Source organism: Spirillospora sp. CA-142024, assembly GCF_050942325.1.
Classification (GTDB): domain Bacteria; phylum Actinomycetota; class Actinomycetes; order Streptosporangiales; family Streptosporangiaceae; genus Spirillospora.
Window position 1 is genome coordinate 1,854,113 of the sequence record NZ_CP192077.1, and the last position, 15,683, is coordinate 1,869,795.

Below are 15,683 nucleotides of genomic sequence, written 5' to 3' on the forward strand. Positions count from 1 at the left end.
CGGCGGCCGGATCGGGCAGGATCGGGGGCATGAACCGGCTCAAGGACGCGACAAGCCCGTACCTGCTGCAGCACGCCGGCAATCCGGTGGACTGGTGGGAGTGGAGCGACGGGGCGTTCGCCGAGGCGCGGCGGCGGGATGTCCCGGTCCTCCTTTCCGTCGGATATGCCGCCTGTCACTGGTGTCATGTCATGGCGCACGAGTCGTTTGAGGACGGCGAGACGGCGCGGGTCATGAACGAGTTGTTCGTGAACATCAAGGTGGATCGGGAAGAGCGGCCGGACATCGATGCCGTCTACATGGAGGCGACCCAGGCCATGACGGGCCAGGGCGGGTGGCCGATGACGGTGTTCATGACGCCGGAGGGGCATCCGTTCTACTGCGGGACGTATTTTCCGCGGGCACAGTTCAGGGCGCTGTTGCAGGCCGTCCACAAGGCGTGGACGGAGCAAAGGGACGATGTCGTCGGGCAAGGGCAGCAGGTTGTCGCGGCGCTGAGTTCTCGTGGGTCCGGTTTGGCCGGTAGCGAGGTGCCCGGTGAGGGCGTGCTCGCGCATGCCGTGAAGGTGCTGGCCGGTTCGTACGACCCGGTGCGCGGTGGGTTCGGGACGGCGCCCAAGTTTCCGCCGTCCATGGCGCTGGAGTTCCTGCTGCGGCATCACGCCCGGACGAGGGACGAAGAGTCGCTCGCGATGGCGTCGCACACCCTGGAGGCGATGGCCCGGGGCGGCATGTACGACCAGATCGGCGGCGGGTTCGCGCGGTACTCGGTGGACGCGCAGTGGGTCGTCCCGCATTTCGAGAAGATGCTCTACGACAACGCACTGCTGGCGCGGGTCTACGCGCACTTGTGGCGGCTGACGGGGACGCCGCTCGCGCGGCGGGTGGCGTTGGAGACGTGCGACTGGATGCTGCGCGACCTGCGGACCGATGAGGGCGGGCTCGCGTCGGCCTTGGACGCCGACAGCGAGGGTGTCGAGGGCAAGTACTACGTGTGGACCCCCGAGCAGCTGCGTGAGGTTCTCGGAGACGACGCCGCGTTCGCCGAGAGCCTGTTCGAAGTGACGGGGACGTTCGAGCGTGGGGCGTCCGTGCTGCAGCTTCTGAGCGACCCCGACGATGTCGAGCGGTACGAGCGGGTGCGGACGGTGTTGCTGTCGGCGCGTGCGCACAGGATTCCTCCGGCACGGGACGACAAGGTGGTGGCGGCGTGGAACGGGCTCGCCATCGCGGCACTGGCCGAGTGCGGCGCCCTGTTCGACCGGCCGGATCTCGTCCGGGCCGCCGAGGAGGTCGCGCGGCTGCTGGTGGACGTCCATCTGCACGACGGGCGGCTGGTGCGGACGTCCAAGGACGGGACGGCGGGCGCGAACGCAGGTGTCCTGGAGGACTACGCCGACGTGGCCGACGGGCTGATCGCCCTGCACGCGGTGACCGGCGACCCCCGGCACGTGCGGCTGGCCGGAGAGCTGCTCAACACCGTCCTGGAACGGTTCGGGGACGGCCAGGGCGGCTTCTTCGACACGGCCGACGACGCGGAGCGGCTGTTCCGGCGGCCGCAGGACCCGACCGACAACGCGACGCCGTCGGGCCAGTTCGCGGCGGCGGGCGCGCTGCTGTCCTTCGCCGCGCTGACCGGCTCGGACCGGCACCGGCAGGCCGCGGCGGAGGCGCTGGCCCCGGCCGGGGCGCTCGCGGGCAAGCACGCCCGGTTCGCGGGCTGGGGCCTCGCGGTGGCGGAGGCGGCCGCGACGGGGCCGGTGGAGATCGCGGTGATCGGCGATCCGGACGACGAGCGCACCCGGGCGCTGCACCGGACGGCCCTCATGACGGTCGCGCCGGGCGCGGTGGTGAGCACCGGCCCGCCGGACGCGGCGGGCGTCCCGCTGCTGGAGGGACGCGGTCTGGTGGACGAGGCGCCGGCCGCGTACGTGTGCCGCGGGTTCGTCTGCCGGCTGCCGGTCACGACCCAGGCCGACCTGGCACGCGAACTACGTGGGCAATTGGATTGAAGGTCCACTTTGTGGCAACGTGACCTTGATCTCATGCATGCTTGCTGTTACTACTGAGTAGCTGGGACGGGCGTGACCTGATGGGGCAAGGCGGACGAGCGTGCCCGATGGCGCACCGGGTATCTGGACGGTGGCCGGACATCTGAGTCATAGTCGTGTCCGGGCACGGTCAAGAGCCGGTGCAGGGGCGACCTTCGAGGGAGTGTGGCAGTGGGAAAGCCGAACCGCCGGGCCCTGCCGACGATCATCGGCGTTTCGGTGCTGACCACGCTCGCCGCCAACGTCGCCGTCCTCGTCGCGCACGACGACGATCCGGCCGTGGCCACGCGTCCCGGTGAGCAGCGGGCCCGGTACGTGGCCGCGTCCGGCAGCACCAGCCTGTCGCCCACGGCGGTCGCGCCCCTCGGCAAGCGGCTCACCCCCCATGTCCTCGTCGCCGCGCCGTCCACGCTTCCGGCGGACGTCGTCCAGAGAGTCCGCGGTGCCAAGGGCGTGAAGGGCGTCGAGGTCGTGGACGCCGTCCAGGGCATGGTCGCCGGCAAGCGGGTCGGGCTGATGGGCGTCGACCCGTCCACGTTCCGCAACTACACGCCGAAGCCGACCGCCAAGTCGGACGCGCTCTGGCGCAATGTGGCCTCGGGCGATGTCGCGATCTCGTTCACGATGGGCAGCGACGGCGGCGTGAAGCTCGGCAGCCAGGTGCCCGTCGGCGGCAGGCAGCACCAGTCGCAGCTGCGCGTCGGCGCGTACGCGACGATGGGCATCAGCGACGTCGACGCCGTCGTATCGCACACCACCGCGCAGGCACTGGGGATGCCGACCGGCAACGCGATGCTGATCAGCGTCCCGAAGACCGAGCCGAAGGCGTTCATCAAGAAGCTCCGCAAGGTGCTGCCGAAGCACGCCAAGGCGGTCGCGGTGAACCCGGAGATCGACTTCCCGGCGGGCGGGGACGTGCCGGCGTCCAACGGCCAGGTCATGACGGCCAGGCAGGTCCGGACGGTCATCCAGGCGGCCTACACGCGGCTCGGCTGGCCGTACGTGTGGGGCGGCGAGTCCGAGGCGGAGGGCGGCTACGACTGCTCCGGCCTGATGCAGTACGCGTTCGCGAAGGCGGGCATCCGGCTGCCGCGCGTCGCCGCCGACCAGGCCCGCGCCGGCTGGGTCGTGCCCTACGGCCAGGCCCAGCCGGGCGACATGCTCATCTGGGCCAACGACCCGACCGCCCCCGGCTACATCTCGCACATCGCCCTCTACCTGGGCAAGGGCAAGATGCTGGCGGCCCCGCGGACGGGCACCGTGGTGCAGGTCCAGAACGTCTACACGCGCAACATGCGCGGCGCGGTCCGGGTCAGCCCGAAGATGGCGGCCAAGGCCGCCGGCGCCATCGGCCGCTGAGTCAGAGCGGGCAGCCGCGGCCGAGGAACTCCAGGTTGTGGTCGACGAGGGCCGGGATGTCCTCCGTGGTGGCGCGACCGTCGATCCACTGGTACATCGCCGCCTGCATGACGCCCAGGACCGCCCACGTGAACGCCTCCACGTCCGGGTCGCCGGCCGGCCGGCCCGTCCGGGCGCCGATGACGTCGCTCAGCATCGCGTGCGTGCCTTCGCGCAGTGACTCGAACGTGCGGGCGCGCAGGGCGGGCACCTGCGCGGTGAGCCGCAGCCGGATGTTGACGACGTCCAGGTCGGTCTCGTACATCAGCGGGAGCATCTCGCGGAGCGTCTTGCGGAGCGCCTCGATCGGGGTCAGCTCCGGCGGCTGGTCGCGGAAGATCTCCGCCATGATCGGGTCGTACTCGTCGGTGACGACCACGTCCTCCTTGGTGGGGAAGTAGCGGAAGAACGTGCTCGGCGAGATCTCCGCCGCCGCCGCGATCTGCTCCACCGTCGTCTCGTCGTAGCCCTGCTCGGTGAAGAGCCGGAGGGCGTGGTCCTGGATCGCCCTCCGGGTCCGCAGCTTCTTGCGCTCCCGCAGCGGCAGCCGGGAGAGCCGGTCCTCCAGCCGGTCGATGGCGTGCTCAGGGGACGACGTGCTCATGGTCCGATTCTCGGGCATCGGCGGCGGTGAGCGCATCCTCCCGGGCCCGTCCGGGCTGGAAGAGCCACAGGAGGAGGGCCACCGCGAAGGCGGCGGCCGCGCACGCGGCGAAGACGGCGTCCATGCCGTGGACGTAGGCGTCGCGGGCCGAGGCGAGCAGCCCGCCGTCGCCCAGCCGGCCGGCGACGGCGACGGCGCCGCCGATGGAGTCGCGCGCCGCGCCGGCCGCCTCGTGGGGCAGCCCGCCGGTGGACACGCGGTCCCGGTAGAGCGCGGACAGCAGGCTGCCGAGGCCCGCGACGCCCAGCGTCCCGCCCGTCTGGCGGAGCGTCTGGACGAGGCCCGAGCCGCGTCCCGCCTGCGCGGGCGGGAGGGCGGCGAGCACCGCGTCCATCGCCGGGACCATGGTCAGGCCGCAGCCGAGGCCGAGGACGAGCAGCCACAGGACGGTCGTGGAGTAGCCGTCGCCCACCTCGGTGGACGCGCCCCATCCGAAGCCCGCCGCGAGCACGAGCAGGCCCGTGACGAGGATGGGCTTGTGGCCGGAGCGGGGTGCGATCCGGTCGGTGACGATGCCGCCGGCGAGCAGGCCGAGGAGCATCGGGATCAGCCGCAGCCCGGTGCCGAAGACGTCGTTGCCCTGGACCGCCTCCAGGTACTGGGGCAGGACGAACAGGACCCCGGCCATCATCAGGTTCGCGGTGATGGCGGCGACCATCGCCCACACGAATCCGGGGTCGCGGAACAGTCCCATGTCCATCATCGGTTCGGCGGCGCGCCGCTCCCAGAGGACGAATCCGGCCAGCAGGACGGCCGCGAGCGCGAAGGCCACCAGTACGACGGCGTCGCCCCAGCCCCGCACCGGAGCCTCGATGACCCCGTAAACGAGCGCGACGATGCCGGCCATCGACAGCAGCGCGCCGAACCCGTCGACCCGGGGCGCGGACGGGTCCTTCGTCTCCGGCAGCAGCAGGGCGACCGCGACGCCGCCGACGAGCACGACCGGCACGTTGACCAGGAAGATCGAGCCCCACCGGAAGTTCTCCAGCAGCCAGCCGCCGAGCAGCGGGCCGAGCGGCAGGCCGAGCGCCATCGAGGACGACCAGACCGCGACGGCGCGGGTGCGCTCCTCCGGCGGGAAGATCGCGGGGAGCATCGACATCGACAGCGGGGTCACGATCGCCGCGCCGAGCCCCATGAACATGCGGGCCGCGATGACGCCGCCGGAGCCGTCCGCGAACGCGCCGGCGAGGGAGGCGATCCCGAACACCGCGAGGCCGGCCAGCAGCAGCCACTTGCGCCCGAACCGGTCGCCGAGCAGCCCGGCGGGCAGCAGCAGCGCGCCGAAGACGAGCAGGTAGGAGTCCACGATCCACTGCAGTGCGCTGGTGCTCGCGTGCAGCTCCTCCGAAAGCGTGGTCAGCGCCACGTTGAGGATCGTCATGTCGAACCCGAGCGCCAGCATGCTCAGCGCCAGCGCGCCCAGCCCGAACCAGCGCCGTGTGTATCCCACACTCATGACATGAACCTCCAAATGAGTCTCTCTGCGAAATGAGAGTAACGCTCAAAAGAAGGTGATTGTCAATCGAGAGAGAGGGTGGCGTTGGGGCGGGATGCGTTGTAATTTTGATTACATGAATACGAGCGAAGCGGCGGAGCAACTGCGCGGCTGGTTCTCGGGGCGGTTGCCGGAGGACTGGTTCGAGGGCGCGCCCGAGGTCGTCCTCGACCGCGAGGAGGTCAGCGTCGTCGGCCGGCTGCCCGTCCCGGCGGCCGCCGAGCAGGTGTCGGACGCCGAGCGCGCCGGCGTGATCGCCGGGCACGTCCAGCGCTTCCGCGACGAGACCCGCGACCGGCGCATCGGCATCGCCCGCGAGGCCGAGCAGCGCTTCGGCCACAAGGTCTCGTGGGGCGTCGAATGCGGCGGCGAACGGGAGATGTTCACCACCCTGTCCGTGCCGGTCATGACGCGGCTGCGGCAGCCGGAGCGCCGCGTCCTGGACACGCTCGTGGAGGCCGGGGTCGCCCGCAGCCGCAGCGACGCGCTCGCCTGGTGCGTCCGGCTCGTCGGCAAGAACACCGACGAGTGGCTGGCCGAGCTGCGCACCGCCCTGGAGCACGTGGAACGTGCCCGCGCCGCCGGGCCCCGGGCCTGACGGGCCAGAGCAGGCCATTCGCCCCGCACGGGCCGCGCCGCGCGTTAGCCTGGCATCACGGGGGCGGTGGGAGAAGTGTCGCCGTCGGGCCATAATTGAGCGTCTTTCCCGCCAGGGTCGGTCGCTCGAAGGGAAGCCCACATGGGGGTTCGGCGTACGGGAGAGCCGCGCACCAGGTGGTCGCGCGGCGCACGGCGTGACGGTGTGCGCCGCCGCCCCGACGAGGGCGGGCGGCTGATCTCCGCCCTCCGCCGCAGCGGCCCGTACGCGGCCGTCCGCGACGTCGTCTACCGGATGTACGAGCGCCGGGTCGAGGCGGACCTCCCGACCGACATCACCCCCCGGCACGTCGGCGTCATCCTGGACGGGAACCGGCGTTGGGCCAGGTCGATGGGGCTGGCCGACGTCAACACCGGGCACCAGCGCGGCGCCCAGAAGATCTCCGAGCTGCTGCAGTGGAGCGCGGAGGCCGGCGTCGAGCACGTCACGCTCTGGCTCCTGTCCACCGACAACCTGAACCGGCCGGCCGCCGAGCTGGCACCGCTGCTGGAGATCATCGAGAACACGGTCCGCAAGCTCGCCGCCGACGGCTGGCACGTGAAGCCCGTCGGCGCCCTCGACCTGCTGCCCGATAAGACCGCTCGCGTCCTTAAAGATGCGGGTGAGGCCACATCCGCCGCACCCGGCCTGATTGTGAACGTCGCGGTTGGGTATGGAGGTAGGCGTGAGATCGCTGATGCGGTGCGCTCACTGCTCATCGAGCAGGCGAGCCGGGGCACCAGCATCGAGGAACTCGCCGAGATCCTCGACGTGGAGCACATCGCGGAGCATCTCTACACGCGCGGCCAGCCGGACCCGGACCTGGTCATCCGCACCTCGGGGGAGCAGCGTCTCTCCGGCTTCATGCTCTGGCAGAGCGCGCACTCGGAGTTCTACTTCTGCGAGGTCCACTGGCCGGACTTCCGCAAGGTGGACTTCCTCCGGGCCATGCGCTCCTACGCCGCGCGGCATCGGCGCTACGGTACCTGACCGTCCTCTGCTGACCACCGCCATCGCGGCGGACCGGCGCGCCACCGGCAGTTCCCCCATTCTCAGGGAGATCGAGTGGCCACACCGGATCGGCGCACGTACGTCCTCGACACCAGCGTCCTGCTCGCCGACCCGGGGGCGATGACCCGGTTCGCCGAGCACGAGGTCGTACTCCCCGTCGTCGTCATCTCCGAACTGGAGGCCAAGCGCCACCACCCCGAGCTCGGCTACTTCGCCCGGCAGGCCCTGCGCACCCTGGACGACCTGCGCGTGCGGCACGGCCGGCTGGACGAGCCCGTGGCGGTCGAGGGGCCGCTCGGCGACCAGGGCGGCACGCTGCGCGTCGAGCTCAACCACTCCGATCCGAGCGTCCTGCCGGACGGGTTCCGGCTCGGCGACAACGACACCCGGATCCTCTCGGTGGCCGCGTGGCTCGCGGACGAGGGACGCGACGTGGTCCTGGTCTCCAAGGACCTGCCGATGCGGGTGAAGGCGTCCGCGGTCGGCCTCGCCGCCGAGGAGTACCGCGCGGAGCTGGCCGTCGTGGAGTCCGGCTGGACCGGCATGCGGGAGCTGGAGGTGCCCGGCGGGGTCCTGGAGGAGCTGTACGACGAGGGGACCGCGGACCTGGAGGAGGCGCGGGAGCTGCCGTGCCACACGGGCCTGCGGCTGCTGTCGGAGCGCGGTTCGGCCCTCGGCCGCGTCCAGCCGGACAAGTCGGTCAAGCTCGTGCGGGGCGACCGCGAGCTGTTCGGGCTGCGCGGCCGGTCCGCGGAGCAGCGGATCGCGATCGACCTGCTGATGGACGAGGACGTCGGCATCGTCTCGCTCGGCGGGCGGGCCGGCACCGGCAAGTCCGCGCTCGCCCTGTGCGCGGGCCTGGAGGCCGCGCTGGAGCGGCGCCAGCACCGCAAGGTCCTGGTGTTCCGTCCCCTGTACGCGGTCGGCGGCCAGGAGCTCGGCTACCTGCCCGGGTCGGAGAACGAGAAGATGTCGCCGTGGGCCCAGGCGGTCTACGACACCCTGTCGGCGGTGACCACACCGGAGGTCATCGACGAGGTCATGGACCGTGACATGTTGGAGGTCCTGCCGCTGACGCACATCCGCGGGCGGTCGCTGCACGACGCCTTCGTGATCGTGGACGAGGCGCAGTCGCTGGAGCGCGGCGTGCTGCTGACGGTCCTGTCGCGGATCGGCGCGGGGTCGCGGGTCGTGCTGACCCATGACGTGGCGCAGCGCGACAACCTCCGGGTCGGCCGCCACGACGGCGTCGCCGCGGTGGTGGAGCGGCTGAAGGGCCATCCGCTCTTCGCGCACGTGACGCTCACCAGGTCGGAGCGGTCCCCGATCGCCGCCCTGGTGACGGACATGCTCGGCGACGTCGGCGTGTGATCTTCGGCAGGCGACGACCCCGGGGCCCGGGAAGGGCCGCCGGGGTCTTCGCGTCCGAGAACGTCCCTGGACTTCCTACGGAGGGTGATCGTTAAACCCCGTACCGTAGAGTTGTGATGAAGGTCACAATTACTGCCCGAGCGGCGGAGATGTGCAGGTCTGGTGGCGGTTTCGGGGCTGCTCCGGGTGGGTTGACAACCGTCCCACGCGCCGCATTCGTCTCGTTTCGGTTGCGAAGCAGCCCGTCACCTCGGGCATTGTGTCTCCCCGTAAGCACCCCCCGAGCGGTGCCAGGTCGGCGCGCGGCCCCCCAGAACACGCGCGACGGGCACGGCGCCGCCCCGGGTCCGGGGCCGCCCGATCTCCTGACGGCCGGCCGGGCCGGGGTGGAAAACAGTTCGTGCGCGTGCCCATGCGCGTGCGACCGTCGGAAGGACCGCCTTGTACGGAGACCGTCCCGGGTCCCCTAGGCGAGACGATCGACAGAGCTTCGACCCCCGGATCCCGGTGGCGGCATCGGCCCCCGCCCCGGCCTACGCCGCTGCCCCGGAAGCGGCCCCGGCGCCGCACGAGGACGACGTGCGGGTCGCCGGCACCGACCGCACCCAGGTCGGCGCGCCCGCCGGTGACACGCTCGGGATCCAGGCCGTCCAGGAGCCGCTCCGCACCGGAGTGTCCACGGACGCCCCCCATGACGAGATCGCGTCGAACACGCCGCGCGCGGCCGGCCGGCGCTCCCGCTCCGGCAAGCGCAACGGCCTGCGGATCGCCGCGATCGCGGCCGGCGCCGCCGTGGTGCTCGGCGGTGGCGCGGTCGCCGCGTTCGCGCTGACCGGCGGTTCCGGCGACGAAGGCACCAAGACCGTCACGCCGACCAAGCAGCTGGCGGAGGCCGCTCCGAAGGTCGACCCGAAGGTGCTGGAGCAGCAGCGCAAGAAGCTGGCGCTCGAACGCGCCACCCGGGCGACGCGCGCGGACGAGGGCAAGGCCCCGTCCCTGCGCCCCAAGGGCAAGCCGATCCCCACCAAGAAGCCCGAGGACGACAAGGGCGGCAACGGCGGCAGCGGACCGGTCGGCGACCCGGTCCCGGCCGGCGAGGCGCAGACGATCGCCAAGAAGCTGATGCCGAGCTACGGCTTCACCGGCAGCGGCGAGTTCGGCTGCCTGGTCAACCTGTGGAACAAGGAAAGCCACTGGAACACCCACGCGGCGAACCCCTCGGGCGCGTACGGGATCCCGCAGGCGCTGCCCGGTTCCAAGATGGCCAGCGCCGGCCCCGACTGGCAGAACAACGCCACCACCCAGATCAAGTGGGGTCTCGGCTACATCGACAACCGCTACGGGACCCCCTGTAAGGCCTGGTCGCACTCGGAGTCCGTCGGCTGGTACTGACCCTCGGGCGGGCGGGTCCCAGGCGCCGGAGAGGCTCCTGGGGGCTCCCGCGGCCGACGCGGTCAGCGGCCGGACGGGCCGGTCATCCCCAGCACGTCGAGGGCGTCGTCCAGCTGCTCGACGGTCAGCTTCCCGTCGTCCACGTAACCGCGCTCCAGGACGACCTCACGGATCGTCCTGCGCTCCTTGAGGGCCTGCTTGGCGACCTTCGCCGCCTCCTCGTACCCGATGTAGCGGTTCAGCGGCGTCACGATCGACGGTGAGGACTCGGCGTACTCGCGCAGCCTGTCCTCGTCGGCCTCGATGCCGTCCACGCAGCGGTCCGCCAGCAGGCGCGACACGTTCGCCAGCAGGGTGATCGACTCCAGCACGTTGCGGGCCAGCATCGGCAGCATCACGTTCAGCTCGAAGCTGCCGGACGCGCCGCCGAACGCGACCGCCGCGTCGTTCCCGATGACCTGGGCGGCGACCTGCGTGACCGCCTCCGGAATCACCGGGTTCACCTTCCCCGGCATGATGGACGACCCGGGCTGCAGGTCGGGCAGCCGGATCTCGGCCAGCCCGGCGCGCGGACCGGAGCCCATCCAGCGCAGGTCGTTGGCGATCTTGTTGAGGCTCACCGCGATCGTGCGGAGCGCGCCGCTGGCCTCGACCAGGCCGTCCCGCGCGCCCTGCGCCTCGAAGTGGTCGCGGGCCTCGGTAAGCGGCAGCCCGGTGGCCCGGGCGATCTCCGCGATGACGCGGGCGGCGAAGCCGTCCGGGGTATTGATGCCGGTGCCGACCGCGGTCCCGCCGAGCGGCAGTTCCGCGAGGCGCGGCACGACGGCCTCCAGCCGTTCCACGCCGTGCCCGACCTGAGCGGCGTACCCGCCGAACTCCTGGCCGAGCGTCACCGGCGTCGCGTCCATCAGGTGGGTGCGGCCCGATTTCACCACGTCCCGGAACTCGTCCGCCTTGCGCCGCAGCGCGGCCTCCAGATGCCGCAGCGCGGGGATCAGATCGTTCAGGACGGCCCCGGTCGCCGCGACGTGGATGGACGAGGGGAACACGTCGTTGGACGACTGGGAGGCGTTCACGTGGTCGTTGGGATGCACCGGACGGCCGAGCCGCTCCTGCGCCAGCGTCGCCACGACCTCGTTGGCGTTCATGTTGGACGACGTCCCCGACCCGGTCTGGAACACGTCGATGGGGAACTGGTCGTTCCAGCGTCCGTCGGCGACCTCCCGGGCGGCCTCGGCGATCGCGCCGGCCAGGTCCTCGTCGAGCACCCCGAGCTCGGCGTTGACGACCGCCGCCGCGGCCTTGATCCGGCCGAGCGCGGCGATGTGCGCGGCCTCCAGCCCCCGCCCGGAGATCGGGAAGTTCTCCACCGCCCGCTGCGTCTGCGCCCGCCACCTTGCCGCCGCCGGCACCCGGACCTCGCCCATCGAGTCGTGCTCGATCCGGAACCCCTGCTCGGACATGGAAGCCTCCCGTTCGGATCTTCGGCCGTCCTACAGGCCAGCCCATCCGGTGGCCCCCGCATTCCCCGCGGCGGGGCTCGTCACTCCTTGTTCAGGGTGTAGTTCTGGCGTTCGCCGGGTTTGCCGGGCGGTTTCTCCTGGCCGTTCACCCAGACGTCGCAGGCCGACGCGTCGTAGATCACCGCGTTCAGGCGGGGCTGGCCGTACTGCCGCGCGTCGCCCTGGTGGAGCGTCTCGTCGCTGAGCACGGTGATCGCGTCGCCCGGCACCGACACGAAGATCTTGCAGGCGTCGGTGCGCGCCCGGACGACGAGCGTGCTCGTCGCCACGCCGGGCGGTGCGGCGGCCTGGGTGGCGGTGCCCGCCGGGCTGGACGACGTCGCGGTGGGGGACGGTCCGGGGCTCTCCCGCATCATCCCGACGATGAGGGCGGTCGCGCCGATCCCGCAGGACGCGACGGTCGCGCCGATGAGCCCGATCACCACCATCAGCCGGTAGCGGGGCGTCGGCGGGCGGCGCCCCGAGCGCGGGCCCGCCATGGCCCGTTCGAGGCGGTCGACCGCGCGGGCGTGGCTGAGCCGGCGGGTCGGGTTCTTCTCCAGCAGCCCAGTGATCACCGGCGCGAGGGCGCCGGCGTTCTGCGGGGCGGGGGTCGACTCGTTCGCCAGCGCGGACAGCGTCGCCATCACGTTCTCGCGCTCGAACGGCGGACGGCCCTCCAGCGCGGCGTACAGCGTCGCGCCGAGGGACCACAGGTCGGACCGGGGGGTCGCCTTGTCGCCGGCGGCGACCTCGGGCGCCACGTAGGCGGGCGAGCCCATGAAGTGGCCCGTCTTGGTGAGGCTCACCGAACCGGACGAGAACGCGAGCCCGAAGTCGGTGAGCACGACGCGGTCGCCGTCGAGCAGCACGTTGCTCGGCTTGAGGTCGCGGTGCACGATGCCGGCCTTGTGCGCCGTGTTGAGGGCGTCCAGCAGCGCCCGGCCGATGTGCGCGACGCGGTCGGCCGGGAGCGGGCCCGAGCGTTCGATGAGCTGTTCGAGGCTGGGCGCCTCGATCATCTCCATCACGATCCAGGGACGGCCCTGCTCGATGACCACGTCGTACACCTCGACGATGGAGTGCGTGCGCAGCTGCGCGGGCGCGCGCGCCTCCCGGAGGGTACGGCGGTAGAAGACCACCCGGTCGTCCTCGGAGAGGTCCTCGGGGAGCCGTAGCTCCTTGATCGCGACGGCGCGATCGAGGAGCTCGTCATGCCCTCTCCACACGGTGCCGTTGGCACCCTGACCTATTTCCGAGACCAGCCGGTAGCGCGTCGCGAGAACGAGGCGCTCTGACTGAGACATGGCGGAAAAGATACCGGAGTGGCCCGCTGGTCATCCGGGAGACCTCATCACCAACTCGGATTTTGGCCCAATACTGTGACCTACCGGCAAGAAACCTTCATGACCGGTGGGCCGGCCGTCACCGGGGCGTCGTCGGCCGCTGCCGAGCGTCACCGCCTGCCGATGGTGAGGACGGGGCCGGTGGTGTCGGCGAAGAAGTCCTCGCCCTTGTCGTCGACCACGATGAACGCGGGGAAGTCCTCCACCTCGATCTTCCAGACCGCCTCCATGCCGAGCTCCTGGTACTCCAGGACCTCGACCTTCTTGATGCAGTCCTGGGCGAGCCGGGCGGCGGGGCCGCCGATCGAGCCGAGGTAGAACCCGCCGTGCTCCTTGCAGGCGTCGGTGACCTGCTTGGACCGGTTGCCCTTGGCGAGCATGACCAGCGAGCCGCCCGCGGCCTGGAACTGCTCGACGTAGGAGTCCATCCGCCCGGCCGTGGTCGGGCCGAACGACCCGGACGCGTAGCCCTCCGGCGTCTTGGCCGGGCCCGCGTAGTAGACGGCGTGGTCGCGCAGGTACTGCGGCATCGGCTCGCCCGCGTCCAGCCGCTCCTTGATCTTGGCGTGGGCGATGTCGCGGGCCACGACGAGCGGGCCGGTCAGCGACAGCCGCGTCTTCACCGGGTACTTGGTCAGCTCCGCCCGGATCTCCGCCATCGGACGGTTCAGATCGATGCTGATCGCATTCCCCCCGCCCGCCCCGACCTGGACGACGCCGTCGTCCAAGTGGTCGTCGGTGGTCTCCGGGAGGTACTGCGCGGGATCGGTCTCCAGCCGCTCCAGGAACACGCCCTCCGCGGTGATCTTGGCGAGGGCCTGCCGGTCGGCGCTGCACGACACCGCGATCGCGACCGGGCAGGACGCGCCGTGCCGCGGCAGCCGGACCACCCGCACGTCGTGGCAGAAGTACTTGCCGCCGAACTGCGCGCCGATGCCGAGCTTCTGCGTCAGCTCGAACACCTGCAGCTCCAGCTCCAGGTCGCGGAACCCGTGCCCGAGCGGCGAGCCCTCGGTGGGCATCGTGTCCAGGTAGTGGGCGGACGCGTACTTGGCGGTCTTCAGCGCGTACTCGGCGGACGTCCCGCCGACGACGATCGCCAGGTGGTACGGCGGGCACGCGGCGGTGCCGAGCGAGCGGATCTTCTCCTCCAGGAAGGACATCATCCGCTTCGGGTTCAGGACGGCCTTGGTCTCCTGGTAGAGGAACGACTTGTTCGCGCTGCCGCCACCCTTGGCCATGAACAGGAACTTGTAGGCGTCGCCAGGTGTCGCGTACAGCTCGACCTGTGCGGGCAGGTTGGAGCCGGTGTTCTTCTCGTCCCACATCGACACCGGCGCCATCTGCGAGTAGCGCAGATTCAGTTTCGTGTACGCGTCGTACACGCCGCGCGAGATGTGCTCCTCGTCCTTGCCGTCCGTCAGGACGTGCTGGCCGCGCTTGCCCATCACGATCGCGGTGCCGGTGTCCTGGCACATCGGCAGGACGCCCCCGGACGAGATGCCCGCGTTCTTCAGCAGGTCCAGCGCGACGAACCGGTCGTTCGGGGACGCCTCGGGGTCGTCCAGGATGCGGCGGAGCTGCGCCAGGTGCGCGGGACGCAGCAGGTGCGAGATGTCGCGCATCGCCGTCTCGGTGAGCAGCCGCAGAGCCTCCGGCTCGACCTGCAAGAACGTCCGGCCGTTCGCTTCGAACGTGGAGACCCCGTCGGACGTCAGGAGCCGGTAGTCGGTCTCGTCCGGGCCGAGCGGCAGCAGGTCGGTGTAGGAGAACTCAGGCATCTCAGGCAGATCCTCGCGCGATTCCGATGGGGGCCGTCTCACAGGTTACGGGCTCGGAAGGCGCGGGCTCACGGGGGGCGACCCTGGTCCGCAGGCCGAGCACGACCCCGGCCGCGACCAGCGCGGCCCCCGCCAGGTCGGCCGCTCCGGGCCGGCCGAGGCCGAGCGCCACGGTCGTGATCACCGCGCTGACCGGGATCAGTCCCGCGAACAGCCCCGCGCGGTCGGCCCCGAGCCGTCCGATCGCGTCGTACCAGAGCAGGAACGCGATCGTCGTGACGACGACCGACAGGTAGGCGAAGCCCGCGAGCTCGGCGGCGGTCGGGACGCGGAGCAGCGCCGTCCCGTCCGCGACCAGGCCGACCGCGACGAGCATCGGGGCGGCCAGCGCGGCGGAGTAGGCGGAGACCCGCAGCGGCCCGAGGCGCGGCAGCAGCGGGACGGCCAGCAGCGAGAAGCACACCTCCCCGGCGAGCGCGCCGAGCGACAGCAGCAGGCCGCGCGCGCTGCCGCCGCCGAAGCCGCTGGCCAGGGCGGCGCCGGCCGCCACCACGCACGCCGACAGGAGGAGCGCGGGGGCCGGGCGGCGCCCCTCCAGCAGCGGCCCGATCAGCGCCAGCACGACCGGGACGGTCGCGATCACCGTGCCGATCGTGGCCGGGCTCGTGTCCCGGGTGGCCGCCACGATGCAGACGTTGAACGCGACCAGCCCGGTCGCCGCCAGCGCCGCCAGCAGCAGCCAGTCCCGCGCCGACGGCCCCACCGACGGCCGCGGCGCGGCCCCGCCGGCGAGGCGGGCCACGGCGAGCAGGACGAGCGCGGCCACGGCGTACCGGACCGCCTGACCGCCGAAGACGGGGTAGCCGGAGATGGTCGCCGAGACGGCGGTCAGCGTGCCGACGAGGAACATCGCGGATCCGGCCCCGGCCATGCCGCGCTTGTGGGACGTGTTCATGAACGCAAAGCTAGAAGCCGCTTGGTCCACTCGACAGAGCCAATCGAAATGCTCCATCGTGGACCAATAGGGGACCC

The 15,683-nt window shown here is 71.6% G+C and carries 12 protein-coding genes; 6 read left to right on the top strand and 6 right to left on the bottom strand.

All coding sequences use genetic code 11. The features are described from left to right. The first annotated feature begins 29 nt into the window (after window positions 1-29). The gene (locus ACQPZP_RS09020; RefSeq protein WP_433477171.1) at window positions 30-2,012 is read left to right on the top strand and encodes a thioredoxin domain-containing protein; all 1,983 of its coding nucleotides are present in this window, start codon (window positions 30-32) and stop codon (window positions 2,010-2,012) included. Between the two features lie 210 nt (window positions 2,013-2,222). After that, window positions 2,223-3,410, top strand: coding sequence for a C40 family peptidase (locus tag ACQPZP_RS09025; protein ID WP_433477172.1), 1,188 nt, complete (start codon window positions 2,223-2,225; stop codon window positions 3,408-3,410). A 1-nt stretch (window position 3,411) separates the two neighbouring features. On the opposite strand, the gene ACQPZP_RS09030 is transcribed toward ACQPZP_RS09025, so the two are convergent. After that, entirely contained in the window at window positions 3,412-4,053 is a 642-nt protein-coding gene (locus tag ACQPZP_RS09030; RefSeq protein ID WP_433477173.1) for a TetR family transcriptional regulator, read from the bottom strand. Further along, window positions 4,034-5,572: an MFS transporter gene (locus ACQPZP_RS09035; protein WP_433477174.1), complete on the bottom strand. Its 1,539-nt coding sequence runs from the start codon at window positions 5,570-5,572 to the stop codon at window positions 4,034-4,036. Before ACQPZP_RS09035 ends, ACQPZP_RS09030 begins: the two co-directional genes overlap by 20 nt. A 115-nt stretch (window positions 5,573-5,687) precedes the next feature. Here ACQPZP_RS09035 and ACQPZP_RS09040 point away from each other — a divergent pair, with 115 nt between their 5' ends. The 4 genes from ACQPZP_RS09040 to ACQPZP_RS09055 all read left to right on the top strand — a co-directional run bounded on the left by ACQPZP_RS09040 (window position 5,688) and on the right by ACQPZP_RS09055 (window position 10,022). Beyond that, window positions 5,688-6,209 (top strand): hypothetical protein, encoded by a 522-nt coding sequence (locus ACQPZP_RS09040; protein ID WP_433467251.1) that lies wholly within the window; start codon window positions 5,688-5,690, stop codon window positions 6,207-6,209. Between the two features lie 141 nt (window positions 6,210-6,350). Beyond that, window positions 6,351-7,238 carry an isoprenyl transferase gene (locus tag ACQPZP_RS09045; protein WP_433477175.1) on the top strand — a complete coding sequence of 296 codons (888 nt, stop codon included), beginning with the start codon at window positions 6,351-6,353 and terminating at the stop codon, window positions 7,236-7,238. A 75-nt stretch (window positions 7,239-7,313) separates the two neighbouring features. Beyond that, window positions 7,314-8,630: a PhoH family protein gene (locus ACQPZP_RS09050; RefSeq protein ID WP_433477176.1), complete on the top strand. Its 1,317-nt coding sequence runs from the start codon at window positions 7,314-7,316 to the stop codon at window positions 8,628-8,630. Window positions 8,631-9,137: 507 nt separating this feature from the next. Continuing rightward, window positions 9,138-10,022 (top strand): lytic transglycosylase domain-containing protein, encoded by an 885-nt coding sequence (locus ACQPZP_RS09055; protein WP_433477177.1) that lies wholly within the window; start codon window positions 9,138-9,140, stop codon window positions 10,020-10,022. Between the two features lie 62 nt (window positions 10,023-10,084). Here ACQPZP_RS09055 and ACQPZP_RS09060 read toward each other — a convergent pair whose 3' ends face one another. The 4 genes from ACQPZP_RS09060 to ACQPZP_RS09075 all read right to left on the bottom strand — a co-directional run bounded on the left by ACQPZP_RS09060 (window position 10,085) and on the right by ACQPZP_RS09075 (window position 15,606). Continuing rightward, on the bottom strand, window positions 10,085-11,485 hold the full coding sequence (locus tag ACQPZP_RS09060) for a class II fumarate hydratase (protein ID WP_433477178.1): 1,401 nt from the start codon (window positions 11,483-11,485) through the stop codon (window positions 10,085-10,087). Window positions 11,486-11,565: 80 nt separating this feature from the next. Then, window positions 11,566-12,831, bottom strand: a complete 1,266-nt coding sequence (locus ACQPZP_RS09065; RefSeq protein ID WP_433477179.1) for a serine/threonine-protein kinase — start codon at window positions 12,829-12,831, stop codon at window positions 11,566-11,568. 149 nt (window positions 12,832-12,980) lie between these two features. Beyond that, window positions 12,981-14,651 carry a fumarate hydratase gene (locus ACQPZP_RS09070; protein WP_433477180.1) on the bottom strand — a complete coding sequence of 557 codons (1,671 nt, stop codon included), beginning with the start codon at window positions 14,649-14,651 and terminating at the stop codon, window positions 12,981-12,983. A 1-nt stretch (window position 14,652) separates the two neighbouring features. Next, entirely contained in the window at window positions 14,653-15,606 is a 954-nt protein-coding gene (locus ACQPZP_RS09075) for a DMT family transporter (protein WP_433477181.1), read from the bottom strand. Between the last annotated feature and the right edge of the window lie 77 nt (window positions 15,607-15,683).

What these genes read in the sequence shown, in the direction of transcription:
- ACQPZP_RS09065 (WP_433477179.1), bottom strand. Translation starts at nt 12,831, where the DNA reads ATGTCTCAGTCAGAGCGCCTCGTTCTCGCGACGCGCTACCGGCTGGTC.
- ACQPZP_RS09040 (WP_433467251.1), top strand. Translation starts at nt 5,688, where the DNA reads ATGAATACGAGCGAAGCGGCGGAGCAACTGCGCGGCTGGTTCTCGGGG.
- ACQPZP_RS09075 (WP_433477181.1), bottom strand. Translation starts at nt 15,606, where the DNA reads ATGAACACGTCCCACAAGCGCGGCATGGCCGGGGCCGGATCCGCGATG.
- ACQPZP_RS09060 (WP_433477178.1), bottom strand. Translation starts at nt 11,485, where the DNA reads ATGTCCGAGCAGGGGTTCCGGATCGAGCACGACTCGATGGGCGAGGTC.
- ACQPZP_RS09045 (WP_433477175.1), top strand. Translation starts at nt 6,351, where the DNA reads ATGGGGGTTCGGCGTACGGGAGAGCCGCGCACCAGGTGGTCGCGCGGC.
- ACQPZP_RS09035 (WP_433477174.1), bottom strand. Translation starts at nt 5,572, where the DNA reads ATGAGTGTGGGATACACACGGCGCTGGTTCGGGCTGGGCGCGCTGGCG.
- ACQPZP_RS09070 (WP_433477180.1), bottom strand. Translation starts at nt 14,651, where the DNA reads ATGCCTGAGTTCTCCTACACCGACCTGCTGCCGCTCGGCCCGGACGAG.
- ACQPZP_RS09020 (WP_433477171.1), top strand. Translation starts at nt 30, where the DNA reads ATGAACCGGCTCAAGGACGCGACAAGCCCGTACCTGCTGCAGCACGCC.
- ACQPZP_RS09030 (WP_433477173.1), bottom strand. Translation starts at nt 4,053, where the DNA reads ATGAGCACGTCGTCCCCTGAGCACGCCATCGACCGGCTGGAGGACCGG.